The sequence below is a fragment of the Halapricum desulfuricans genome, from assembly GCF_017094465.1.
Lineage (GTDB): Archaea > Halobacteriota > Halobacteria > Halobacteriales > Haloarculaceae > Halapricum.
In genome coordinates this window covers 213,926-238,619 of sequence record NZ_CP064791.1, presented here as the reverse complement: position 1 = coordinate 238,619, position 24,694 = coordinate 213,926, and the positions used below count along the sequence as shown (strand labels likewise).

Genomic DNA, 24,694 nt, shown 5'->3' with positions numbered 1-24,694 from the left:
ATGCAACTCGATCCACTCTCCGTTCCGTACCGGGCAGTCGAAGGCGGGCTACAGCTGGTCGTCGGGATCGCGATCTTTGGCATTGCGGGGGCCGGATCGATCGGTGGCGTCAAAGGGGTCGCCGTGTTCGGCGTGCTCGTGCTCCTCGGGATTGGGCTCTCGCTGGGCTGGCAGCTGGCGTACTACCAGCGCTTCGAGTACCGACTGACTCCGGACACCTTCGATATCGACTCCGGCGTGCTCTCGCGACGGGCCAGGGAGATCCCCTACGGGCGGATCCAGAACGTCGACATCCGCCAGAACGTGATCCAGCGCGCGCTGGATATCGCGGAGGTCCGCCTAGAGACCGCCGGCGGCGGCCAGACCGAGGCGCGGCTGCGATACGTCGGCCGGACGGACGCAGAACACATCCAGGAAGAGGTCAGCCGCCACAAGCGCGGCGAGAGCGAGGTGCCGGAACGGGACACGGAAGACAGGGGTGAGACGCTGTTCGAGCTGGACGGCCGCGAGCTGGTCGTCCTCGGAATCGTCTCGATGGACCTGCGATTGCTGTCGATTCTCGCCGTGCCGGCGTCGATCGTCGGCCCGTCGGTGTTCACGGAGTTTGCACCCGCGACGGCGAGCGTCGCCGTCCTCGTTGTCGGGCTGGTCGGGCTCGTCGTCGCTTCGGCGGTGGTCAGCGCCGCGATCGCCATGACTCGGTATTATGGGTTCGTCCTCACCGATCAGGGCGAAGAGTACCGCTACGAGCGGGGACTGCTCCAGCGGTTCAGCGGCTCGATCCCCAAGAACAAGGTGCAGACGATCACGCTCACCGAGAACGTCATCGCGCGTCGACTCGGCTACGCCAGCCTCTCGATCGAGACGGCCGGCTACGCCGGGGGCAGCCAGGGCGGATCCGGCTCCCAGTCGGCGATTCCCATCGCACAGCGGGCACACGCGATCGAGCTGGCCGGGCGGATCGAGGACTTCGAGGGGCTCGACTTCGAGCGACCGCCAAAGCGTGCCCGGGAGCGCTACGCGGCCCGCTACGGGATCGTCCTGGCCGTGCTGGTCGCGGCCGCGTACGCGGTCGTCCAGCTCACGTCGCTGTCCGCCCCCTGGTACTGGTTGCTCGGAGGCGTCGTCCTCATCCCCCCGGCGGCACACCTCAAGTGGCGCAACCGCGGCTACCGACTCGAAGAGGACTACGTCATCACGCGAAACGGGTTCTGGTCGCGCCGGATCACGATCGTCCCGATCTACCGGATCCAGACGCTCGTCACAGCCGAGACGGTCTTCCAGCGCCGCCGGGACCTGGCGACGCTGGTCGTCGACACCGCCGGCACCTACAGCCTCGTCGGCGACGACGCGAAGGCCGTCGACATCGACGTGCGGGCGGCCGATCGGCTCCGGGGAGCGCTGGCCGACGATCTGCAGGAAGCGATCGTCGAATACCGCCACCGGCGCGAGCACAGCGGCCCAATAGCGGACGGCTCGACGGATCCAGACGAGATGGCCGGCGGTTCGAGCGTCGGGCCGACGGACGGGTAGTCTTTTGTTCCGAAGCGTGCTATACTCTGTCATGCTCGTCGAGGAGCTGATGACGACCGACGTGGTCACCTGCGACGAGAGCGGGACGCTCCGGGCGGCGGTTGGGAAGTTACTCGAACACGGCGTCGGGTCGGTGATCCTCGTCAGCGAGGAGGGAAATCCGACGGGGATCATCACGGAGACCGACGCCTTGCGGGCGGCCTATCGGACCGACCGGCCGCTCTCGGAGATCGGGGCAGGCGAACTCTCACACGGAGCCGTCATCACCGCGTCGCCAGAGGAGACGATCCAGCACGTCTCCAGGCGAATGGCCAGGGAGGGCGTCAAGAAAGTGCCCGTGATGGACGGGGTCGAGCTGCTGGGGATCATCACGCTGACCGACATCGTGTGGCACCTCTCGGATATTCGGTCAGAAGCCGCCGAGATAGCCGAAATGGGATCGGAGTGGGGGCCGAAGTCCCAGCCCCGGAGCTAATGGGTCTGGGGAAAGACCGTTCTGTATGGCACCGTCCAACGTGCTGGTCGCGCTCGACGGCTCGCCGCTCGCCGAGGACGCGCTGGCACACGCACTGGAGACCTTCGAGTGTCGGGTCACGGTACTGAACGTCGTCACGCCGATCGACGGTTCGATGAGCGAGGGCGGGATCGTCGGAGCCGACGAGGAGCGTCGCCAGAGTGCACGCGAACGCACCGAACAGATCGTCGAGAGAGTGAGCACCGACCAGGACGACGATCGAACAGTCGAAACGGTCGTCGAGGTCGGCGACCCGGCCGAAGCGATCCTCTCGTTCGTCGACGAACACGACGTCGATCACGTGGTGATCGGGAGCCACGGCGGCGATCGGGGCCGGCTCGCCCGACGCCTGCTCGGGACCGTGACGACGGCGGTCGTCGGCGAGGCTCCGGTGACGGTGACGGTCGTGCGGTGACCGACGGGACGCACCGAGCGGACTCAGGCGATCCCGAGCGCTGTCGAGAAGGCGGCGTAGAGTCCGTAGCCGATCGCGACCGACATCGAGAGCGTGATCAGCCAGAAAGCGACGGTCACGCCGATCTTCCGCCGGGAGACGCCCGCCGAGCCGGCGGCGAGTCCGCCGCCGATCACGCCCGAGATGATGATGTTGTTGAACGAGATCGGGATCCCCAGCGCGATCGCGACCTGTGCGATGATGAAACCGGGGACCAGCGCCGCGATCGACCGCCGGGCCCCGAGCTGTGCGTACTCGCGGGAGGTGGCCTGCAGGAGTCGTGGCGATCCCATCCACGCGCCCGCGAGGATCCCGACCGCACCGAGGGACAGCAGGACGATCACGTCGAGACCGAGGTCCTCAACGAACAGTGCCTGCAGTGGCCCGGTGGCGAGCCCGACCTGACTGCCGCCGCTGGAGAAGGCGACGATGCCCCCAAGAACGACCAGGAACGTCCGGATCCCCCGTTCGGCGGACCGCTGGGTCCGACGGCGGATCACCAGGAAGGCCCCGACTGCGAACGCGGCCGTCACGAGAAGTTCCATCGGGCCGACGCCACCGACGGTCGGCAACTCGACGAGCATCGAGGCGAACCCGGCCAGCGAGTTCTGGTCCGTACCGGGCGGTGACGGGATCACGCCGAGCTGGACGTTCGCGACGATGCCGAACACGACCGCCGCCAGCAGCGGCACCCCGACCGTCTCGGGGATGTCGTCCCGGCGCAGCAGCGTCGCAGTGCCGTAGGCCATCCCCCCAGAGACTGGCGGGACGAGCAGCCAGAACTGTCCGAGCCGCCGGTAAGTCCCGAACGCTGGATCGCCGCCGAGCGACAGCCCAACGCCGACCATCGCGCCCGTCGTCGCGAACGCCGCCGGCACGGGATAGCCGGTGTAGACGCCAAAGGTCATAAACCCTGCCGCGGTCAATAGACCGGCGGTCGCGGCAAGTGGGGTGATTTGTGCGCCAATGGTCAAATCGGCCCCGACGGTCTCGGAGATCGCACCACCCTGCGTGACCGCCCCGAGCGCCGCGAGGATGCCGATGACGAACGCCGCCCGCATCGTCGAGATGGCGTTGGCACCGATCGCGGGGGCGAAGGGCGGTGAGTTGCTGTTGGCCCCGAGCGCCCACGCCATGCCGAGCCCGGACAGCGTCGCCAGCACCGCAAGCACGTAGAAGGTGGCCGCCACGCTAGACCCACCCCGGTCGCCGTGAGTATCTGCTGCCGTCGTGGACAGAGAGCCCGTGCCGGGATCCCGAAAGGCCGGATAGCTGGCGGCGATGGACTGACCGATCGTGGATCGGCCCTGAACGGATCACAGCAAGCATATCTCTGTCGACCGACAAAAATCTTCGCCGCCGGACGGCACGTTCTTGTGGCCCGGCACGTAGTCCCAGGTATGTACGCGGTCGTCGGATGCAGCGATTGCAGCGCGCTGTGGGTCCTCGAGGGGCGGCCGGAGACGACACAGTGTCCTCAGTGTGGCGCACGGCGGCGCTTCGATCGGCTCAAGCAGTTCGTCACGACTGAGGACCCCGATCACGCCAAGCAGGTGCGGGCGGCGATGCTGGCGAAGCGCCAGGACATGGACGAGGCGTTCGCCGAGCTGGCGGATTTTGCGAGTATGGGCGAGCGACTCGAGGAAGCGGGCGTCGACGACGAGACGTATCTCGAAGCCGCGGGGGTCGACCCGGACGCGGCCGCACAGGCTGGCGATCGCGCCGAGCGCGGGGAAGGGGGATCACGCAGCCGGAAGGAGATCGTCACGGACGCGCTGACCGAACTCGGGGAGCCGACCGCCGAAGCCATCGCCGCCTACGCGCGAGAGCGAGGCGTCCCCGAGTCGTACACGGAACAGGCGCTGGAGAAGCTCCGTCGCGCGGGCGAGATCACGGAATCGGACGGCGTCTACCGTCGGCTGTGACGGAGCACCACAAACGGGGCAGGGACCGCTCCGTGAGCCGGCCCGGCGTGCGCTGTGTGGACCGAAGTCGTCCATCAAGCTTCAAATGTATCGGGCGTGAACAGCCGACAATGGCCGCTTCCCTTTCGGCAGACGGACGCGATTTCGTCCTCGGGATCGGTGCCGGCGTGGTCGGGTTCCTCCTCGGGCTGGTGCTGGTCGTCGTGGCCGCGACTGACGGGACCGAGCTGCTCGGACAGGGGCTCACGGTCGTCGCGCTCGCAACCGTCGCGCTCGCGTTCGGCGTCGTCGGCCTGTACGACAACGTCGCGCTCGGCATGCCGAAACGCGGCGTCGCACACCTCGTCTCGGGGACTGCGGTCGTGCTCGCGCTGCTGGCCCCGCGGGGGAGTCCGAGTCTTGCCTTCGTCGCCGGAGCCGCAGTCGCACTGCTGGTGAGCGGAACCTATCAGCTCGCACTCGTGACCGGCGCCTTCGAGTCCGACGAACAGCCGGGCGAGGAATCCGACTCATGACGGAGCAAACGCGTCTCCGGCTCGATCTGGCGAGCAGTCTCGTCGGCGTGCTGGCCGGGCCCTCATCGTCACGGCCGGGCGGTTCGGACCGCTCACCCTCGCCGGCGTCGACCTGAGCGTCGTCGCGATGGGGTTGTTCGGTGCGGGCTTCAGCGCAGTCGGGGTCGGCCATCTCCGGATCGGCGCGCGCACCCGCGGCCTGGGGGAGGTAGTCGCCGGTGCCGGAGCGATCGTCTTCGGACTCTCTTTTCTGGTGACGCCGTCGATCGTCCCGTTCGTGGCCGGTGTGATCGGGCTGGGGCTCGGCGGGGCGGTCCTCGCGGCCGAGAGTTTCGGTCTGTCCGAAGCGTGAACGGGGTCCAGGAGTCGCGAGTGACGAACAAAACAGACGGATCACCGACCGTGTTCGGCGTGCGCACTCGCGAGATGGCGGCCGGCGAGCGCACCGAGTAGCGACAGTTCGCCCGCCAGCGCACCCGCTGCGAGCACTTCGGCGAGCGCGTCACCGTTGGATCCCGGCGGATTGCCACCGCCAGCGAGTCCAAGGATTTCGAGCGCTTCGGACTGAGTGGGGAGACCCGTGCCGCCACCGACGGTGCCGACCGCCAGCGCCGGCAGAGTGACGGAGGCGTACAGGCCGTCTTTACGGGCTTCGACGCTCGTGATGGCGTGTGCGCCCTCGACGACCTGGGCGACGTCCTGGCCGAGCGCGAGAAAGGCCGCGCCGACGACGTTAGCGGCGTGGGCGTTGAACCCCAGGCTGGCGGCCCTGGCGCTACCGATCAGGTTCTTGCGCGTGTTGACCTCGGCGACGGCCCCGGCGGTCGTCCCGAGACGGTCCTCGAGAACCTCGGTGGGCAGGAAGACGTCGGCGGCAACCGACCGGCCCCGTCCCTCGATAGCGTTGATCCCGGCCGGTTTCTTGTCAGTACAGAGGTTGCCAGAGACCGCTACCAGCGACGCTGGCGTTTCCGATTCGATCACGTCGGCGGCCTCGCGGGTCGCGATCGTGGCCATGTTCATGCCCATCGCGTCCTTGGTGTCGTAGACGAACCGGACGAAGACGCTGTCACCGACGACGTAGGGGGTCGCCTCGCGCAACTCGCCGTGGTTGGTCGTCGTTTCGGCCGCCGTTGCGAGTCGGTCGAGACTGGCCCGCACCCAGTCGGCGACCGCCGCAGCCTCGTGGATGTCGCCGACCTCGAACACCGGCGCGCGGGTCATCCCGCGTTCGAGGACAGTCGTGCTCGCGCCGCCCGCGGCCCGGATCGCACCCGCACCGCGGTTGACGCTCGCAACCAGGGCTCCCTCTGTCGTGGCCAGCGGGAGATAGACGGAACCGTCCGCGGCCTCGCCGTCGACGGGGAGCGGGCCGGCGACGCCCAGCGGGATCTGGGCCGCCCCAATCAGGTTCTCGACGTTGGACTCGGCACTGTCGGCCGGAAACGAGTAGTCCCCGACCGTCTCCAGATCGACGTCGAGTTCCTCGGCGAGGAGGTGCCGGCGGGCCGCGGCCGCCGTGTCGGCGTCGGCGTGGTCTTCGAGTGCGTACAGTCGGAGGTCGCCCGCTTTGACGCGCTCGGCGAGCGTCTCGGCGTCGGTCATATCCCTCTGCTTGTCGGGGAGTTACCTAACGGTTGTCCTCGAAACAACGACCGGACGGTTCCCGTGTCGCGCCGCGGCTTCCGCGCACGCCCGGACCCTCCGCTCTGTGGTCTATCGTGGTTATTCGATAGGATTTTAGGCTTTCCGAAAACACCGACGGGCTTTTATGTTTTAGGCCAGCCTAATCGAGTATGCAGCGACGAAGATTCCTCAAATCGGGCAGTATAGTGGCGCTAACAGGTACGGTCGCGGGCTGTGCCAGTCCGGGCGATAGCGGCGAGACGTCGCCGACGGGGACAGCAGCGCCGTATAGCGTGTCGATGGCGCCCGTCGGCGAGGTCACGTTCGACACTGTTCCGGAGGAGATAGCCGTCTACATGTCCGGATACGCCGATATGCTGGTCGCGCTCGGGCACGGGGATGCCATCACCGCCATCGGCAACGCCGGTCGCTACCACACCGACCACTACGACGAGCTTGACGGCGTCGAGATGAACACCGCAGAACTGACGAACCTCATCGACGCCGGCCTCACCCGCGAGACGTTCCTCTCGATCGGCGCCGATCTCCACCTGATGGACCCCAACTGGCTGACGAACGTCTTCGGGATGGACGATTCGGATATCGAGTTCGTCACCGATCGGGCCGGGCCGTTTCTGGGCAACACGATCTTCCGGCGTACCGACGCCTGGCACGACTACGAGTATTACACCCTGTACGAGGCCTTCGAGAAAGTCGCGCAGGTCGTCCAACGGCAGGACCGCTACGATGCGATCCGGTCGTTCCACGACGACTTCGTCGAGCAGATCGAAGCGGGCGTGTCCGCGGAAGGGCCACGCGCCGCGCTCGTCTGGGGCGGCGGCGACCAGCCGACGTCGTTCTCACCGTATTATCTCAGCGGAGACGGGACGAACAAGAAGCCGTTCCGCGATCTGAACGTCCGCGACGCGATCGCGAACTCCGACGTCGACGCCCTCTCGACCGGAAGCCGATCGAAGATCGACTACGAGACGTTGTTCGACCTCGACCCCGAGGTGCTGTTCGTGCGCGGCCACGAGGACAAGACCCGTTCGGAGTTCGAGGAGACGGTCGTCTCGTTCATGCAGGATCACGAAACCGCCAGCCGAATCACTGCCGTCGAGAACGGCGACGTGTTCCGCGGCGGGCCGCTGTACATGGGACCGCTCCAGCACCTGTTCACGACCGAGCGGTTCGCGACCGCACTCTATCCCGACGCCTTCGAGGGCGAACTGTTCGACCGCGAGGAACTGGCTTCGATCGTCACGTCCGGCGACGCCTGATCTATGTCACGACGACGCCGCGTTCACGACGCGCTCGCGCCCGATCTCGACGCCACGCTCGCCGGCATCATCGGGACGAGCATTCTGCTGACGGTCATCGCCGGCCTCGTACAGGTCAGATATGGCGCGTACGAGATGCCGCTGGAGACAGCCGTCCGCGCGCTGCTCGATCGGGCCGTCTGGACTGATCCCGACGTACTCGCGACGCTCGTCCTCGGGGAACGCGGCGCAGCGACGCTGGGTCTATCGGCCGATCTCGGCGTGCTGTCGAACCCGACGATCATCGTCTGGACCAGCCGGCTGCCCCGCGTCCTCGTCGCCGCGTTCGTCGGGCTCAACCTCGCGGTGTCCGGTGCCGTCTTCCAGGCGATCACCAGGAACGAACTCGCGAGTCCGTACATCCTGGGGGTCTCTTCGGGGGCGGGCGTCGCCGTCGTGTTCACACTGCTGTTCTCGCTCGGTGCGTACCTGCTCCCGCTGGCCGCCGTGATCGGTGGAACCGCCGCGTTCCTGCTGGTCTATGCCGTGGCGTGGCGCGGCGGTACAACTCCGGTCCGACTGGTCCTCGCCGGCGTCGTCGTGGGGACGATCTTCAACAGCCTCCAGACCGGGCTGTTCTACTTCATCGACAGCAACGGCGTGATGCGCACGGCCGTGGCGTGGCTCGCCGGCTCGCTGACCGGCGTCGGCTGGCCCGAGGCCCGGATCGTGGCAGTACCGACGCTACTGATCGTGCCCGCCGCGCTGGTCAGCGCCCGCCAGCTCGACGTGCTCCTGCTGGGCGAACGCGCCGCACGCTCGCTCGGGATGCGCGTCGAGCACATGCGGTTCGGACTGTCCGCACTCGCCATCGTCGCCGCGTCGGCCGCCGTCGCGGTCGCCGGGCTGGTCGGGTTCGTCGGCCTCGTCGTGCCACACGTCGTCCGCACGTTCGTTGGCAGCGACTACCGCCAGCTGATGGCCGGGTGTCTGTTCGCGGGCCCGGCCCTGGTCGTCGTCGCCGACGTCTTCGCACGGCTTGCACTGCCCGGCACCCAGGTCCCGGTCGGCGTCGTGACCGGCCTGCTCGGTGGCCCGTACTTCCTGCTGTTGTTGCGCCGGACCGACTCGTTCACGGAGTTTTGACCATGCCGGACATTCCACTCCTCTCGACGGCCGAAGCACAGACGCCAGACGAGACTGACCCCGAACCGATCGAAGACGCCGCCCTGCTGGCGTCGGATATCGAACTCGGTTACGGCGACGAGATCGTCGTCGACTGCGAACACCTCGTCATCCCGGACGGCAGAGTCACCGCGCTCGTCGGGCCGAACGGCTCCGGCAAGTCGACGCTCCTGAAGGGGCTCTCCGCCGAGCTGAGCCCGGAATCGGGGACCGTCCTGTTGCACGGCCGCGACGTCCACGAGCGGTCCGTGTCGGATCTCGCTCGCGAACTCGGGCTGCTGGACCAGGAGAACGACGCGCCGGGCGGGCTGACGGTTGCCGACCTCGTGACCCACGGCCGCTATCCACACCGTGGCTTCCTCGATCCGCTCTCGGAAGACGACTACGCGGCGATCGACCGCGCGATCGACCTCGCCGGCATCGACCACCTCCGGGAGACCGCGCTCGCGGAGCTGTCCGGCGGGCAAAAACAACTCGCGTTCATCGCGATGGCGCTCGCACAGGACACGGACGTTCTCCTGCTGGACGAGCCGACGACGTATCTGGACCTCCACCACCAGCTTCGCGTCATGGAGGTCATCCGGACGCTGAACGACGAGCGGGACGTGACGGTGTGTGTCGTGCTCCACGACCTCCAGCAGGCGACGCGGTTCGCGGAGTATCTCGTCGCTCTTGAGGACGGAGCTGTCTACGACTGGGGACCGCCGGAGGAGGTCGTCACCGAACAGTTGCTCGCGGACGTCTTCGACGTCGACGCCTCCGTCCGCCACGACCCCGACGGCGACCCTCACATCGTCCCCCGACACGCGCTCGATTGAGTTGTAGACTGTCGGATCGATTTCGAGGTATTCAAACCGCTCCCTGGAGTAGACGCTTGCATGGACGCCGACGAGACACGCGACAACGTCGTCCCCGGGAGCGACGAGGAACTCGACACCCCGGACGTTCGTGGCTACGACTTTCGGGGGGAGTTCGACTTCGAGGAACTGATGGACTCCTACGCGACGACGGGCTTTCAGGCGACACAGCTGGCCGAAGCGATCGACATCGCCGAACGTATGCAGGAACAGGATGCGAAGGTCTATCTCACGTTCACCTCCAATATCATCTCCTCGGGACTGCGCGAGGCCGTCGCGTACCTGATCCGCGAGGGGTACGTCGACGTCGTCATCACGACCTCCGGATCGCTGACCGAGGACGTCATCAAGACGGCCAAGCCGTTCAAGATGGGCGAGTGGGAGGCAGACGAGGCCGAGCTGCGCGAGCAGGGGATCAACCGCCTCGGCAACCTCTTCGTGCCCTCCGATCGATACGTCTGGCTTGAGGAGTACCTCTATGACTTCTTCGATGACTTCTTCGCCGAGGAGAAGATCCGGACCCCGACGGCGTTCGCACGCGAACTGGGCGAGACCTTAGAGGACGAGGACTCGGTGCTCAAACAGGCCGCGGACAACGACGTGCCCGTCTACTGCCCGGCGCTGACCGACGCCGAGGTCGGCAACTTCCTGTACTACTATCGGCAGGCCTACGATTCGGAGGTCGGCATCGAGATTCTCGACGACTACGACTCGCTCATCGAGGACGGCCTGCTGGCCGACACGACCGGCCTGATCGCCGTCGGCGCGGGGCTGCCGAAACACCACGCGATCATGACGAACCTCTTCCGCGGCGGGGCGGATTACGTCGTCTACATCTCGACCGGGATGGAAGGCGACGGTTCGCTGTCCGGCGCACCGCCCAGCGAGGCGGTCTCCTGGGGCAAAATCAAAGAGGAAGACGAAACCAACTACACGCTGGTCGAGGCCGAGGCGACGCTGGTCTTCCCACTTTTGGTCGCGAGCGCCTTCAAGTGACGATTGACTTTGCGGATCCGTTTACGGATAATCGAGGAGAAAGCCTCGCGCTTCAGCGCGGGGAGGAAGTCAACGATCGTCTTCTTCGTCGTCGGTATCGTCGTTGCTTCCAGTGAGTCCGGATTCCAGGAGTTCGTCAGGAGAGTCGAGCGAGCGGTGCTCGACCAGCCACAGTGTCAGTCGGTAGATGACGTACGCGAGGACGACGAACGCCACGAGATCGAGGAGGTACAGTTCGAGCAGCACCAGCAGCGTCAACTCCCCGAGAACGAGATCGCCGGTGAGAATGAGGACCTCGAGCGTGAGCGCGAGGATCAACACGGGTGCGAAAAGGACCACGAGCCCGATGACGATCGGGATCAGACGATCACGCGAGTCAGACGAATCCATACGTACGCATAGATCGCCCGGATTAAAAACGTACATCTCCGTCCGTCGGTAGTCCGTGCACGACTGGACCAGCCGCATTGTCGCAGTCCGTAGACCAGTCAGCTGGACCAGAAGCAGTACGCAAGTCTTATGCCCAAGTGTGTCCATTAGTGTTCAATAATGGATAGTAGTGGAGAGATTGACCCAGAAGTCGAGTCGATCCTGGCTGCGGCCCGCGACAGAGGCGGGGCCGACAGGCGAGTCTCGGTCGAGGCCCGGTCGCTGCCGGCGGCGTTCGCGGACGCCGAGGCCGCCGGGCGGGTGCCGGTGATCGCCGAGGTCAAACCGACGAGTCCGACGACCGACGGCGAGCGGACGGACGACCCGGTCGCGCTCGCCGAGCGGATGGTCGCTGGCGGCGCGGCCGCGCTGTCGGTGCTCACGGAGCCGGAGCACTTCGGGGGCTCGCCGGAGACGCTCGAACGCGTCCGGGCGGCCGTCGACGTACCCGTCCTCCGGAAGGACTTTCTGCTCTACGAGGCGCAACTGGACGTCGTCGAAGCCGACGCCGTCCTGTTGATCGCGCGTTTTCTCCAAGAGGAGGGAACCGATGACCTCGCGGACCTGATCGAGGCGGCCCACGACCGGGGGTTTCAGGTGCTCGTCGAGACCCACACCGAGACGGAGGTCGAGACGGCGCTCGCGGCCGGTGCGGAGATCGTCGGGATCAACAACCGCGATCTGGCGAAACTGGCGGTCGACCTCTCGACGTTCGAGCGGGTCGCGCCGGAAGCGCGGCGGCTGGTCCGTGGCGGCCAGTCGAGCGGGGACGCAGGACGAAGGTCCGAGAGCGTCACGCTCATTGCCGAAAGCGGGATCGCAACGCCCGAGGACGCCGCGCGGATGCGTTCGGCAGGGGCGGACGCGCTGCTGATCGGATCCGCGATCATGGACGGCGACGTGCAGAAGAACACGGAGCGACTAACGAATCTATGAGTACGGACGAACCAGCCGACGGGAGTTTCGGACAGTACGGGGGCCAGTACGTCCCCGAAGTGTTGATGCCGGCGATCGAGGAACTGGCGGACGCCTACCGGCGATACGTTCTCGACAACGAGGACGGGTTTATGGACGAGTTCCGCGAGCGACTGGCGGACTTCGGCGGTCGGCCCATCCCGCTGCAGCGGGCCGACCGGCTCAGCGAACGCTACGACACGGAGGTCTATCTCAAACGCGAGGACCTGCTACACGGCGGGGCACACAAGCTCAACAACGCGCTCGGACAGGTCCTGCTCGCCAAGTACATGGGCAAAGACCGGATCATCGCCGAGACCGGCGCGGGACAGCACGGTACCGCGACGGCGATGGCCGCCGCCTACCTGGACATGCCCTGCGAGATCTACATGGGCGAGACCGACATCGCCCGCCAGCGACCCAACGTCTTCCGCATGCGGATCAACGGCGCGGAGGTCAATCCCGTCACCGTCGGCCGCGGCACGCTCAAGGAAGCGATCTCCGAGACGATGCGCGACTGGGCGACCAACGTCGAGGACACCCACTACGTGATCGGCTCGATCGTCGGTCCGCACCCGTTCCCGTCGATGGTCCGGGACTTCCAGTCGGTCATCTCCGAGGAAGCCCGCGAGCAGATCCAGGCGAAAGCGGGCCGCCTCCCGGACTCCGTCGTCGCGTGTGCGGGCGGCGGCTCGAACACGATGGGCGCGTTCCACCACTTCGTTTCCGACGAGGACGTAGACCTGTTTGCAGTGGAAGCGGGAGGGTCCTCGCTGACCGTCGACGAGGAGGAGGGCGTCGCGCCGAACTCGGCGTCGCTGTCCACCGGAAACGAGGGTGTCCTCCACGGGGCGCGGACGAAACTCCTGCAGGACGGCGACGGCCAGATCATGGAATCGCACTCGGTGTCAGCCGGACTCGATTACTCGGGCGTCGGCCCCGAGCTGGCGCATCTGGTCGACGAAGGTCGGGTGACGCCGGTCAACGTCGACGACGACGCCGCGCTGGAGGCGTTCCACAGGCTCTCCCAGGACGAGGGGATCATCCCCGCGCTGGAAACGGCCCATGCGTTCGCGTTCCTCGAAGAACACCCCGAAAGAGTGGGGGATCTCACGATCGTCAACGTCTCCGGACGGGGCGACAAGGACCTCGAAACCGTCATCGAAGAGACTGCAAAACGAGATCTGGACGTCGCACCCGATATGAGCGTCTTCGAGCAGGTGGGTGCCGGACGCCTCGGCAGTCGGGGTGACCGCGAATGAGTCTCGACGCGGTCTTCGACTCCGAGGAGCCGGCCTTCGTCCCGTATCTCGCCGCCGGCGATCCCTCCTACGAGGCCTCGCTGGAGTACGTCGGGGCGCTGGAACGCGGCGGCGCTGACGTGATCGAACTCGGTCTGCCCTTCTCCGAGCCGATCGCCGAGGGCTCGACCATCCAGAGCGCGATCGTCCGGGCGCTGCAAGCGGGGATGACGCCCGAGCGGTACTTCGAGTTCGTAGAGGAAGTCGACGTGGACGTGCCGATCGTCTGTATGACCTACTACAATCTCATCTTCCAGTACGGGGATAGCGAGGCCGGCCCCCGAAAGTTCGTCGAACGCGCCGCTGAAGTCGGAATCTCCGGGTTCGTCGTCGTCGATCTGCCCGCCGAGGAGGCCGACCCGCTCAGAGAGGCCTGCGACGAGTTCGGCCTGGATCTGATCTTCATCGTCGCGCCGACGACGACCGACGACCGACTCGACAGCATGCGCGAGCGCGTCTCCGGGTACGTCTACGTCCAGGCCCGGACGGGCGTGACGGGCGCTCGCGAGGACGTGAGCGACCAGACAGCCGAGACGCTCGAGCGTATCAGCGACTGGGACGTCCCGAAGGCGGTGGGCTTCGGGATCAAGACCGGCGAGCACGCCGAGCGGATCGTTCGCGCCGGTGCCGACGGCGTCATCGTCGGCTCGGCGCTGGTCGACATCGTCGCCGAGGGCCACGAGCGCGACGAACCGGTCGCCGAGACCGCCGAGAAGCTCGAAGCGAAGGCGCGAGAGCTGAAGACGGGTGCGTTGCGCGGTGTCGGTGCGGCCGTCGAAAGCGAGTGAACGGCGCTATCGAATCCTTTGGGACCAAGGATTCAACCAGTGAAGTACCTCGGGGACAAGCCCCGAGGCTTCCCTGTTTAGGGTCGGCACGGCGCCCGGCAAGGGAATTTAATTCCCTCCGACCTTCCCCAGTGAAGGGGTCGGCTGGAAGTAACACCCGAACACACCGCGTGTGTCCGTGGAGGTCGGTCGCTCCACTCGACCCGTTGAAACCCCCGTCTCACGCCCAATGGACCGTGTTGAGAGGGGCCACGTTTCCGAATCTGCGACACGGCCAGCGCGGAATTGAGGTCTTCAACTCCGCCTTTAGAGGGTGTTCTCTGACCGTTACAACCACGTAGTATCTCTGTTATATTAATTGTTTGGATTACTGCACGGGTGACGGGCTTCACCCTCGGGGTCAAGTCGTCCGAGAATCTTCGATTCTCGTGATCACGGAAATCTTTGATTTCCGGATGACCCCGAGGCACTCGCCCTACTCTGCCTGTAGATCTCTCTCAGAGTTGCCTACTTGATCGCATACGTGTTGAGCGTCCCTCCTCTGTCTACTTCGATCCGGCCTTCCTCTTCGAGTTTCCGGAGTTTGTTGTAGATCCGGTGGTCGGGAAAATCGAGTTCATCTCGGAGATCCTTGATCGTTTTCGGTTCTTCCAGTGAGACAAGCAATGCTTTTTCCAGACAGTATGAAACCAGTTTCTGATGTATAGGCGGGTCGATGTTCTCGCGCTGTTTCAGGATATCGATGGTGTCGAGGACAGCAAACGAAAAGTATTGGCCTGCAATTTTATCCTGCTTCTTGATCTCTTTGAGCATCGCTTTCCAGTCTAAACTGGCCTGACGTGTGATCAGGGCTGTGTCCTCTAAGTCGCCTTCTCGTTCAGTGATAGACTTGAACAGGAAGATATCGGTGAGGGAGAGCAGATGCATACGCAGATTCCCGTATTCAAAAGATTGGTCGACCCTGTCCATCATCTCCTTCGTTAGTTGTAGTTTGCCGGCCACCGCTTCAACGAAGATATCGTACCGCGGAGATCCTTCTTTCTCGAATACGATTGCAGGGTCGAGTTCTTGGTATGCTTCTTCCAAGTCGGTTCGCTCCTCGTATCCTATCTCGCGGAGTGCCTCACCCAATTCCAGGAACGACTGTCTTTCGTCGACGACGATATCCAAGTCCTTAGTCGAATCCTTTAAACCTCGGAGAATCAAGTTTCCGCCCCCCAGCAGGTATGCATCGACTTCCGTATCGAGCGCTTCACCCAGCTGTTCAAGCCCTTCCTGAAGGCGTTCCTCCGGGTGGTATCCGCGGCGGAAGACATCGTAGTCCTGAGCCAGCGACGTGAATTCATCCCAAGAAAGGAACCGGTCCCCGTGCTTAGGGTCGCGTTGGTCCGCATATGCCAGGGTATCGGCCCACTCCTCGACACAATCCCATTTATTTGCGAGTTTCCACAGTTCCGAGGACTCCAATATCGATCGATGCTTGAGATAGAAGACAACGGCCATCGTGGCCTGTTTACGGTTTTCCGCGGTTTTGACGGCGTGGATCAGAACCTCCTCAATACCTGGGCTGGAATCGTTCTGGTAGCGATACGCCTGAGCAGGATAGTATTCAACACCGTATCGTTCGAAGGCGGAGAAAGCGGTCGGTTCACCATCTGCCTCATCTCCTCTACTGCCGACCACGATCTTCCCCTCTTCTGCCACATACTTTCCCCCGTGTGTGCCTTCAGTATTTGACGCTGTGAGATACTGCTGTAGTGTCTCATCGGTGACCCTGTATCGGCCATCATCCTGCTTTGTGACTACCCCCAGTGTTTGGAGATCATCCAGTGCCGAATACACAGTAGAGGAGGCAAATCCTTGCTTCTCAAGCTCAGATACTGTCTGCGACTCTCTGTGTAGTTCACGAAGGATACCCTCCTTCTTCCCCACAAGTAATTCTTTTAGATTGTACCGCTCGGAGAGGCTGTTCTGTAGTCTTGCCGTAAACGTGTCTGCGTATGCTATCTGCCCGTCTTTCTCGACGAGGTGCTTGTCCGCCAGTTCTGAGACAACCTCTGAAATCCATCCCTGGTTCTTGTCTAACCGTTCCGCTAGTTCTGAGATGGAGTGGGGCTTCGTCCGTAGCTCCTGCAGTACCTCGATCTCGATACGCCTCATATATTCCAACTATACCAATAACACTTATAAATATATTGCTATAGTTAGAATCCAAACGACGGATCGACTCCAAACAGGCAGACCAGCTGTTCCGCAACGTCGAACACGGATTGTAGTTCCTGTTCGGAAAGCTCTGTGACCTAGTCGACGTAGTACTGCCTCACTATTCTCCATCACCGTGGAACGAGTCGATCAGTTTCTCAGCTACTTCTTCGCAAGGTCCGCCCTCATCAAGCAGATCAAGGATCAACTGCGGGATTGAAACCGTGGTGATTCAATTCCTGACCTGCTCGTTCGCTCGCAGGCTCGCTCACTGCGCCGGCCGGGAATTGAACCCGGGCTATGAGCTTGGGAAGCTCATGTCCTACCACTAGACCACCGGCGCTCGTTCACATCACGCCGTGCATCGACGGACTGCGTCCGTCTCAACACCGGCACACATCGCACACTTCGTTCGCTCGCGCGCCGAGGCTCGCAAATCCGCTGGATTTGCTCACCACCGGCGCTTGGTCACATCTGAACCGTCGGCGCACTTTAACGTAGCGTTTCCACGCCATTCGACAGGCGTCCAGTTCTGCTCACGCCACGCGTGCCTATTTACTCGATCACGCCGAAAGCCCGCACATGACCGACGACGAAGCGATCGCACAGGCGGACAGCCCGCTCGATCTCACGCTGAACGATGACGAACTGGAAGCGAGACGGGAGCACATCACCGGGTTCATTCAGGAACAGCTGGACGCGGCAGGCGCCGAGAAAGCTGTCGTCGCAATCTCAGGCGGGGTCGACAGTGGTCTGATCGCCGGACTGGCCGCCGACGCGCTCGGTCCCGAGCGGGTCCACGGACTGGTGATGCCCAGCGAGGTCAACGACGAGGAGACGATGAGCGACGCCGTCCGCGTCGCCGAGCGGTTCGAACTCCCCCACGACGTGATTGAGGTTGGCCCGATCGTCGAGTCGTTCCTCGAGGCCTATCCCGAGGGAGGGGAACACCGCATGGCGGCCGGGAACGTCCGCGTCCGCACGCGAGCAGTCCTGAACTACCTCGTCGCCAACACCGAGAACGGCCTGGTGGTCGGGACAGGCAATCGGACCGAAGCACTGATCGGTTACTTCACCAAGTACGGCGACGGTGCGGTCGACTGTCACCCGATCGCCAACCTCTACAAACAGCAGGTGCGACAGCTAGCTCGACACGTCGGCGTCCCGGAGTCGGTCGCGGCACGCACGCCGACCGCGGGAATGTGGGTCGGTCAGACCGACGAGGAAGAACTCGGCATCGAGTACGACACGCTCGACTCGATCCTGGCGTTGCACGTCGAAGGCGACGTGCCAGCCAGCGCGACCGCCCGTGAGGTCGGTGTCGAGGAACCTGTCGTCGAACGCGTTCGAAACCTGTACGAACGCAGCGCGCACAAACGACAGGTCCCGCCGGGCCCCGAGACGCCGTACTGACCGAATCAGTCGTGGCCCGACACCGGGACCGGCTCGTACGGTTCTTCGAGATAGGCCTGCTCGCTGGCGGTCAGGTCGATCTCCAGGGCCTCGACGGCGTCTTCAAGGTGTTCGACGCTGGTCGTGCCGACGATCGGGGCGTCGACGGCGTCCTGGTGGAGGAGCCAGGCCAGCGCGATCTGGGCCATCGTCACACCCTTCTCGGCGGCGAGTTCGGCGACGCGTTCGTTGATCTCGCGGCCGCCACCCTCGAAGTAGGGATGGTCGCGCGCGTAGTCGTCGGTCTGTCCCCGGGTCGTCACGTCGAACTCCTCGTGGGGACGGGCGAGATACCCACGCGCCAGCGGACTCCAGGGGACGACGCCGACGCCCTCGCGCTCGGACAGAGGCAGCATCTCGCGTTCCTCCTCGCGATACAGCAGGTTGTAGTGGTTCTGCATCGTCTGGAAGCGCTCCAGGCCGAGCCGCTCGCTCGTGTGCAGGGCGTCCGCGAACTGGTAGGCCCACATCGACGAGGCCCCGATATGGCGGACCTGTCCGCGACGAACGGCGTCGTCGAGGGCCCGTAGCGTCTGCTCGATGGGCGTCGCTTCGTCCCACCGGTGGATCTGGTAGAGATCGACAGTATCCATCCCGAGCCGGTCCAGCGAGTTCGATAGCTCCTGCTCGATGGTCTTGCGGGACAGCCCCTGTGAGTTCGGGTTGCCCTCGTCCATCTCGAAGTACGCTTTGGTGGCGACGACCTGTTCGTCGCGGTCGTACTCCCCGAGGACGTCCCCGAGAATCCGCTCGCTCTCCCCGAGAGAGTACATGTTGGCCGTGTCGAAGAAGTTGATCCCTAACTCGATCGCGCGCTCGATGATCTCGCGGCTCTCCTCGTCATCAAGAACCCACTCGCGCCACTCCGGCGTCCCGAAACTCATACAGCCGAGCGCGATGCGACTGACTTCGATCCCAGTCGAACCCAGCGTCGTATATTCCATACGCTATAGCCGGGCCGGCGAGACGAAAAATCTCCCGGGCGATTATTCGATCGATTTCGCCCGGTTGTGGAACTCGCCGCCGCACTCACAGGTGCCCGGATGGCTCTTCGAGGTGACGATCGCGCCACAGCCCAGGCACTCGTACACCGACGGCGATTCCGGATCGTTCGCGTTTTCCAGGTCTTGTCCGTGGGGCATACTAGCACGTTGTAGCCCCAAACATATACATTAATCGTTGAGGAAATGCAATGGCCGCCAGCAGGACACACCTGACGTTGACGAGCGGGGGAGCGCAAGAGCGCCCGGAGCCACGCTAGTACCGCTCGGGGTCGATCGAGCCAACGTACCGGCGCGTGGCGGCGTACGACACGACAGCGAGCACCGAGAGCCCGAGGACCGTCGCGGTGGTGGCGGTCGTCTGGCTCCCGACGGCGAGCTTGGCGGCGACGGTCGCGGGGTGTTCCGGCAGGAGCGCGGCCGCGCCGAACAGCCCCAGCGCGATAATCGAGTACAGCAGCTGGGCCTGCCGGCGCTGGCCGAGCGTCAGCCCGAGCACCGCCCCGAGCACGACGACCAGCAGCGCGACCGCCGAGACCAGCACGACGAGCGGGAGGGCGTTTTCGATGGCGATCCCGTTGACGGCCAACAGCGCGATCCACAGCAGCGCCTGCAGCGGGGCCAGTATCGCCATTCCGAGCGCCTTCCCGTCGAAGATGTCCGTCAGCGAGACCGGTGCGACCCGGAGCAACTCCAGCGTCCCGCGTTCGATCTCCTCGGTCAGTACGTCCACGGTGACCGATCCGCTGATGAACGGCGGCAGGAACAACAACAGCGGGACGAGCACCGTGTACGTGAACCCGAAGTACGAGCTAGCGTCCGCCTCGGGCGGAAGCGGGACGGGATCGGTTTCCAGGTAGGCTGCCCGGGCCGTGCGTTCGTTGCGTTCGAGCGCTTCGAGCACGTCCCTGGCTTTGACGACCGCGAGCGTCGACTGGATACTCCCGTCTGGAACCGTCGCTGTCACTGCGATCCGCTCTCCAGAGGCATCAGCAGCGAGGACGCCGACTACCTCCCCACGCTGGAAGGCGTCCATCGCGGCCGCTTGTGTCGGGTACTGTTCGATCTCGACGCCGGCCTCCCGTGCCGCTTCGTCGAGTTCGTCGCGGGTGTCACCGGAGACACCGAAGGTGAGTTCGCCGGACTCGACGCTGCCGGGATCGTACAGCGAGGTGAGCCCAACGACCAGAAACGACGAGAACGCGGCGATGAAGACCTGGATCGCCAGCGCGAGAACGATCGTCTTCTCCCGGGAGAGACTCGCGATATCGCGTCGCGCGATGGCGATCCGAACGTCGTCAAACAACGAGCATCACCACCGAGAAGTTGTAGACGAAGTGAATCGCGATCGCGGCCGTGAGCCCGATAGCGTAGCCCTGTCGGCCGGATCGCATCCCGACTGCGGAGGTCGCCGCCGTGACGACGTGCAGTGCCAGCGGCGCGAGCAACAACAGCAGGCCAACCGCCGGGCCGATGCCGGCTGTCGGACCGGCCGAGACGACCGCCGCCTGCTGGACCTCTGGCAACCCGCCAAGCAACTGAACGAGCAGTAGTCCCTTCTCGGCAACGAAAAATCCGAAGCCAGCGATCGCCCCGACGGCAAGCGCCGAGCGGAGCGAGCGGTCATAGCGGTTGTGGACGAATCCCGCATATATCGGCAGGCTCTTGGCGAGTTCCTCGATCACGACGATCGAGAGCAGGATCAGCCCGAGCCAGATCGGCCGGGGCAACCCCATCGAGATCGGGTAGACCGCGGCGACGGCGACCAGCTCCGAGAGGATGACCAGCGGCATGAGCAAGATCACGACGAGTGCGACGCTGCGCCGGCGGTGAATCCGGCCGGCGAGCGAATCGAGCACCTTCAGCGGGATCGGCCGCTGGGTGAACATGTCCTCCTCGCGGTACAGCCCCGCGCCGAGCACGAAGAACAATCCCGCAGTGAACAGCGGTGGCAGCGTCGAGAGCAACAGCGATAGCGGCTCGATCCCGACGCCCTGGATGTCGCGGACGACGATTGTCAGCGGCGAGATGAGCGCGATCGGCGTCACGTCGGTGAAGATCGCCGGGACGAACGCGTAGGTCGTCAGCCCGACCGTGATCGAGACGGTGACGAAGGTGAGTTCCTTGAACGAGCGGGCGAACATCGCACCGAGGAACGTCGCGGAGAGAAAGAGCAGGATGAGCGGCACGACCGCGGCCAGCGCGTACAGTCCGCTGCCGGAATCGGGCTGCAGGTAGAGAACGGCGCCCGCGATCAGCCCCTCGAACAGCAACGCACCGAGGAAGTACGGCAGGGTCTTGCCGGCGATGATGTCCCCGCGAGAAACCGGTGCCACCAGCATGAGTTCACCCCGCCGGTTGAGCCGTTCGCTGAGCATCGTCGATCCGTACGCCTGGATGACGAAGTTCAGCGGGACGACGAACAGGAACGCCAGGATCAGCGACTGGAAGGGAAACGGCGGCGAGATGTCCGACGGCGTGCCCGTCATCGCATCGCTACCCGTGAGACCGCGGGCGATACCGCCGATGTCCCCTCCCGAACCGTCGCCCGTGGATCCGTCATCGGCCGTGCCGTCGGAGCCGTCGCCGTCAGTCGCTCCATCGGAACCATCGCCGTTCGCTCCGTCGGACCCGCCACCACTGCTCCGCCCATCGGACCCGTTTCCGCCATCGTCGGGCGTTGTACTGTCGGGAGATGTGCCATCGTCGACTGTCCCGCCGTCGAGCGTTTCAGTCTCGGCGGTCGTCGTGAGATTCCGTTCGGCGTATTCGAGCGTCACCGTGACCGGGAACGCGGCCGACTGGTTGGATTCCCCGGCCATGACACGGTCGTTATACGAGTCGACGCTACTGCGCAACTCCGCCAGGGCCGCCTGTCCCTTCTGTGAGTTGCTGGCGACCACCTGTGTGCCGCGAATCCGCAGGTCGATCTCGGAACCGAGTTCCGCATCAGGATCCTGAACCGCGAACGTCGAGTCGCTCGCGACGACCGGGTACAGCGGACTCTCTTCGTCGACGCCGACGCGGTAGAAGCCTTCATCAAGCGTGACACCGCCCTGCGCGACGACGAGCGGTGCAGCCGCACCTAGCACGAGCAACGTCACGGCGACGACGGCGGCAGTCTTGCGGTCGATCCCGCCGGCGTTTTTCGTCACCTCCCAGCGGGCGATCCGCAGGATCTTGCGCGGTCGCACGGTCAGACCTCCGGACTCGAATCGGCCGCAGGCGTGCTTGACTGTGTGCGACTGTCACGACCGTCAGCGACATTAAGAAAGACTTCCTCCAGGCTGGATTCTTCGGTCCGGATGTCGATGATCGAGCCGCCGGCCTCCTGGGCGGCCTCCCGGGTGGTCTCGACCTCGGCCATCGTCTCGACGGTTCGGACGTATCGGCCGTTCGTCGCGACGCTGTCGGGGACTTCGACGGTCGTGTGGACGTGATAGACCGTCTCGCCGTATTCGGCCTGCAGTTCCTCGAGGCCGCCGCGGGCGACGATCGCCCCGTCGTTCATGATCGCCACGCGGTCGCAGATCGACTCGACGTGAAAGAGGTTGTGCGCGCTGAAGACGATCGTCTTGCCCTCCGCGGCGAGCTGGCTGGTGAATTCGATGATGTAGTTCGTCGTCAGCGGGTCCAGCCCGCTGGCCGGTTCGTCGTAGATCAACACGTCCGGGTCGTTGATCAGTGACCGGGCGATCGCGACCTTCCGTTTCATCCCCTTGGACATGTCCCCGATCTGGCGATCGCGGTGTTGCAAGTCGAGTTCGTCCAGCGTCTCGCGGATGCGCCGTTCGGCGACATCGTCGGGGACGTCGTACAGATCGGCGAAGAAGTGTAGATACGTCCGGGGAGTCATCTCCTCGTAGAGCGGCGATTCCTCGGGGAGAAAGCCGAGCTGGTGGCGCATCTCGCTTTCGCCGGCCTCGTAGCCGGCGACCGAGACGCTGCCGCTCGTGGGTTCGATCAGCCCGGCGATCATCTTCAGCGTCGTCGTCTTGCCGGCCCCGTTCGGGCCGATGATGCCGAACACCTCCCCGGAATCGACCGAAAACGTGCTCCCTTCGACGGCCGAGAAGCCGCCGTACTCTTTGCGGAGGTCGCGGGCCTCGATCATTCGTCTATCCGTATTGGCTGGTCGCACGTATAGGTTACACCCCGAGTATCGGTCACGAAAACGGACTCGCGGAGCCACCAGTCGACGGGATCAGGTCCGACCGACGTCCGAGATCACGATCCGCGTCCCGCCCGACGACGATGCCTCGGCCGCGACCGACCAGCCGTGAGCGTCGGCGATCCACTCGACGATCGCCAGCCCGAAGCCGGTCCGGTCGGTGTCGGTCGTGTATCCCGCCTCGAAGACGCGGTCGCGCTCGCTCGCCTCGATTCCGGGTCCGTCGTCGACGACAGCGAAGCCGTCCTCGGTCGGTCGAACCCGGACCGAATCACAGTCGGTGTGGACCGCGACGTTCTCGAAACACTCGACGAGAGCGCCTTCGAGTCGATCGCGGTCGGCCTCGATCGTCGGCAGACCCGCCTCGGTAGTCACCGTCAGATCGGTGGTCTCCGCGGCCTCGCGGGCGGTCGACTCGACGTCGACGACGGCGGGTTCCCGGACCGGCAACCCGGCTCTGGCGAGGTCGCGCATCTCCTCCAAGAGGGTTTCCATCTTGTCGATCGACCGTTCGAGGGCATCGAAGTGCGTCTCGTCGCCGGTCTCGCGGGCGAGATCCAGTCGGCCAGACAGGACGTTCAGCGGGTTGCGCAGATCGTGGGAGACGATGCTGGCGAACTCGTCGAGCCGTTCCGCGCTGCGATACCGATCAGTCACGTCCCGGATCGAGCCGATCTCGGCGGGCTCGCCGTCGTAGGTGGTCGACCGGACGCTGAGCGACGCCTCACGCGTCTCGCCGTCGGCGGTGACGATCCGCGCCTCGTACTGCTGTGGAGGGGCTTCCCCGGACTGTCGTCGCCGGCTGATCTCCCGGACCCGGTCACGGTCGTCCGGATGAATGAGTTCGAACACGTCCATACCGATCAGCGTGTCTTCCTCGTAGCCAGTGATCGCACAGAACCGCTCGTTGACGAACTCGAACGTGCCGTCTCGGTAGATGAAAATCCCGTCGTGACTCTGCTCGACGACGGTCCGATAGCGCTGTTGACTTTCCTGCAGCGCCGCCTCCGTGCGCGTGTGCTCGACTGCGTTGGTGATCGTGTTCGCGAGGACGGCGTACTGGTCGGTGCCGGTCTCCTTTTGCATATACTCGGTAACACCCGCCGAGATGGCCTCGCTGGCGATCTCCTCGCTCCCGTGGCTGGTATAGAGAACGAAGGGCATCTCCGGGTGGCGCTCGCGGACGCGTTCGAGGAAGTCGAGCCCGTCGATCCCGGCCGGGCGATGGTCGCTGAGGACACAGTCGACCGAAGTCCGATCGAGTCGATCCAGCGCGGCTTGTGGATCGGTCTCTCCCTCGACGGCCAGTGCCTCGTTCTCGGATTCGAGATGCTCGGCGACGACCTCCAGGAAATCGGGATCGCTGTCGACGTGGACCACGCGGATCGGCTCGGAATCCGTCATTGTTCCAACGTTGTGTGCTCGCTAGTATCAAAGTTCGTGTCGCGATCGCCTCGCTTCGGATCCGTCCCACGGCGGGTACGTCCGAAACATGACGACGGCAGCCAGACAGAGCCGCAGTGGCGCTAGCT

24 protein-coding genes and 1 tRNA gene are annotated in these 24,694 nt (G+C 64.8%); 14 read left to right on the top strand and 11 right to left on the bottom strand.

Going from position 1 to position 24,694, the window contains the following annotated elements; all coding sequences use genetic code 11:
* From HSEST_RS01155 to HSEST_RS01145, 3 genes are read left to right on the top strand one after another with little or no spacing between them, the layout of a single operon-like run.
* Complete coding sequence (locus HSEST_RS01155) at positions 1-1,533, top strand: PH domain-containing protein (RefSeq protein ID WP_229121736.1); 1,533 nt, start codon at positions 1-3, stop codon at positions 1,531-1,533.
* A 31-nt stretch (positions 1,534-1,564) separates the two neighbouring features.
* Positions 1,565-2,008 (top strand): CBS domain-containing protein, encoded by a 444-nt coding sequence (locus HSEST_RS01150; protein WP_229121735.1) that lies wholly within the window; start codon positions 1,565-1,567, stop codon positions 2,006-2,008.
* A 25-nt stretch (positions 2,009-2,033) separates the two neighbouring features.
* On the top strand, positions 2,034-2,462 hold the full coding sequence (locus HSEST_RS01145; protein ID WP_229121734.1) for a universal stress protein: 429 nt from the start codon (positions 2,034-2,036) through the stop codon (positions 2,460-2,462).
* Positions 2,463-2,485: 23 nt separating this feature from the next.
* Here HSEST_RS01145 and HSEST_RS01140 read toward each other — a convergent pair whose 3' ends face one another.
* Positions 2,486-3,637, bottom strand: coding sequence for an inorganic phosphate transporter (locus HSEST_RS01140; RefSeq protein ID WP_229122958.1), 1,152 nt, complete (start codon positions 3,635-3,637; stop codon positions 2,486-2,488).
* Positions 3,638-3,901: 264 nt separating this feature from the next.
* On the opposite strand from HSEST_RS01140, the gene HSEST_RS01135 reads away from it, so the two are divergent.
* The 3 genes from HSEST_RS01135 to HSEST_RS01125 all read left to right on the top strand — a co-directional run bounded on the left by HSEST_RS01135 (position 3,902) and on the right by HSEST_RS01125 (position 5,293).
* A complete protein-coding gene (locus tag HSEST_RS01135; protein ID WP_229121733.1) occupies positions 3,902-4,426 on the top strand; it encodes a DUF5817 domain-containing protein in 525 nt (174 codons plus the stop codon).
* Positions 4,427-4,536: 110 nt separating this feature from the next.
* Positions 4,537-4,941, top strand: coding sequence for a hypothetical protein (locus HSEST_RS01130; protein WP_229121732.1), 405 nt, complete (start codon positions 4,537-4,539; stop codon positions 4,939-4,941).
* 127 nt (positions 4,942-5,068) lie between these two features.
* Complete coding sequence (locus HSEST_RS01125) at positions 5,069-5,293, top strand: hypothetical protein (protein WP_229121731.1); 225 nt, start codon at positions 5,069-5,071, stop codon at positions 5,291-5,293.
* A gap of 41 nt (positions 5,294-5,334) precedes the next feature.
* On the opposite strand, the gene hmgA is transcribed toward HSEST_RS01125, so the two are convergent.
* A complete protein-coding gene (hmgA, locus tag HSEST_RS01120; RefSeq protein ID WP_229121730.1) occupies positions 5,335-6,546 on the bottom strand; it encodes a hydroxymethylglutaryl-CoA reductase (NADPH) in 1,212 nt (403 codons plus the stop codon).
* A 191-nt stretch (positions 6,547-6,737) separates the two neighbouring features.
* Between hmgA and HSEST_RS01115 the strand changes: the two genes are divergently transcribed.
* The 4 genes from HSEST_RS01115 to HSEST_RS01100 are packed head-to-tail and all read left to right on the top strand — an operon-like array spanning position 6,738 to position 10,864.
* Positions 6,738-7,847, top strand: coding sequence for an ABC transporter substrate-binding protein (locus HSEST_RS01115; protein WP_229121729.1), 1,110 nt, complete (start codon positions 6,738-6,740; stop codon positions 7,845-7,847).
* Between the two features lie 3 nt (positions 7,848-7,850).
* The gene (locus tag HSEST_RS01110; protein WP_229121728.1) at positions 7,851-8,972 is read left to right on the top strand and encodes a FecCD family ABC transporter permease; all 1,122 of its coding nucleotides are present in this window, start codon (positions 7,851-7,853) and stop codon (positions 8,970-8,972) included.
* A 2-nt stretch (positions 8,973-8,974) separates the two neighbouring features.
* Positions 8,975-9,829, top strand: coding sequence for an ABC transporter ATP-binding protein (locus HSEST_RS01105; RefSeq protein WP_229121727.1), 855 nt, complete (start codon positions 8,975-8,977; stop codon positions 9,827-9,829).
* Between the two features lie 60 nt (positions 9,830-9,889).
* Positions 9,890-10,864, top strand: a complete 975-nt coding sequence (locus HSEST_RS01100) for a deoxyhypusine synthase (protein WP_229121726.1) — start codon at positions 9,890-9,892, stop codon at positions 10,862-10,864.
* Between the two features lie 69 nt (positions 10,865-10,933).
* On the opposite strand, the gene HSEST_RS01095 is transcribed toward HSEST_RS01100, so the two are convergent.
* Positions 10,934-11,254 (bottom strand): hypothetical protein, encoded by a 321-nt coding sequence (locus HSEST_RS01095; protein ID WP_229121725.1) that lies wholly within the window; start codon positions 11,252-11,254, stop codon positions 10,934-10,936.
* A gap of 159 nt (positions 11,255-11,413) precedes the next feature.
* Here HSEST_RS01095 and trpC point away from each other — a divergent pair, with 159 nt between their 5' ends.
* The 3 genes from trpC to trpA are packed head-to-tail and all read left to right on the top strand — an operon-like array spanning position 11,414 to position 14,336.
* A complete protein-coding gene (gene trpC / locus HSEST_RS01090) occupies positions 11,414-12,229 on the top strand; it encodes an indole-3-glycerol phosphate synthase (RefSeq protein ID WP_229121724.1) in 816 nt (271 codons plus the stop codon).
* Entirely contained in the window at positions 12,226-13,509 is a 1,284-nt protein-coding gene (gene trpB / locus HSEST_RS01085; protein WP_229121723.1) for a tryptophan synthase subunit beta, read from the top strand. Before trpC ends, trpB begins: the two co-directional genes overlap by 4 nt.
* A complete protein-coding gene (gene trpA / locus HSEST_RS01080; RefSeq protein ID WP_229121722.1) occupies positions 13,506-14,336 on the top strand; it encodes a tryptophan synthase subunit alpha in 831 nt (276 codons plus the stop codon). Before trpB ends, trpA begins: the two co-directional genes overlap by 4 nt.
* A gap of 507 nt (positions 14,337-14,843) precedes the next feature.
* On the opposite strand, the gene HSEST_RS01075 is transcribed toward trpA, so the two are convergent.
* Positions 14,844-16,496, bottom strand: a complete 1,653-nt coding sequence (locus HSEST_RS01075) for a transcriptional regulator (RefSeq protein WP_229121721.1) — start codon at positions 16,494-16,496, stop codon at positions 14,844-14,846.
* A gap of 314 nt (positions 16,497-16,810) precedes the next feature.
* Positions 16,811-16,881, bottom strand: a tRNA-Gly gene (locus tag HSEST_RS01070).
* 239 nt (positions 16,882-17,120) lie between these two features.
* Between HSEST_RS01070 and HSEST_RS01065 the strand changes: the two genes are divergently transcribed.
* Positions 17,121-17,951 (top strand): NAD+ synthase, encoded by an 831-nt coding sequence (locus tag HSEST_RS01065; protein ID WP_229121720.1) that lies wholly within the window; start codon positions 17,121-17,123, stop codon positions 17,949-17,951.
* Between the two features lie 5 nt (positions 17,952-17,956).
* Here the strand turns inward: HSEST_RS01065 and HSEST_RS01060 are convergent, their stop codons facing one another.
* The 6 genes from HSEST_RS01060 to HSEST_RS01035 form a co-directional block, all read right to left on the bottom strand.
* Positions 17,957-18,934: an aldo/keto reductase gene (locus tag HSEST_RS01060; RefSeq protein ID WP_229121719.1), complete on the bottom strand. Its 978-nt coding sequence runs from the start codon at positions 18,932-18,934 to the stop codon at positions 17,957-17,959.
* 42 nt (positions 18,935-18,976) lie between these two features.
* On the bottom strand, positions 18,977-19,132 hold the full coding sequence (locus HSEST_RS01055; protein WP_229121718.1) for a rubrerythrin-like domain-containing protein: 156 nt from the start codon (positions 19,130-19,132) through the stop codon (positions 18,977-18,979).
* A gap of 115 nt (positions 19,133-19,247) precedes the next feature.
* Entirely contained in the window at positions 19,248-20,297 is a 1,050-nt protein-coding gene (locus tag HSEST_RS01050) for an ABC transporter permease (RefSeq protein ID WP_229121717.1), read from the bottom strand.
* Positions 20,290-22,185 carry an ABC transporter permease subunit gene (locus tag HSEST_RS01045; RefSeq protein WP_229121716.1) on the bottom strand — a complete coding sequence of 632 codons (1,896 nt, stop codon included), beginning with the start codon at positions 22,183-22,185 and terminating at the stop codon, positions 20,290-20,292. The genes HSEST_RS01050 and HSEST_RS01045 overlap by 8 nt, the downstream gene beginning before the upstream one ends.
* Positions 22,186-22,187: 2 nt before the next feature.
* On the bottom strand, positions 22,188-23,105 hold the full coding sequence (locus HSEST_RS01040) for an ABC transporter ATP-binding protein (protein WP_229121715.1): 918 nt from the start codon (positions 23,103-23,105) through the stop codon (positions 22,188-22,190).
* A 90-nt stretch (positions 23,106-23,195) separates the two neighbouring features.
* Positions 23,196-24,566, bottom strand: coding sequence for a hybrid sensor histidine kinase/response regulator (locus tag HSEST_RS01035; RefSeq protein WP_229121714.1), 1,371 nt, complete (start codon positions 24,564-24,566; stop codon positions 23,196-23,198).
* Positions 24,567-24,694: the final 128 nt, after the last annotated feature.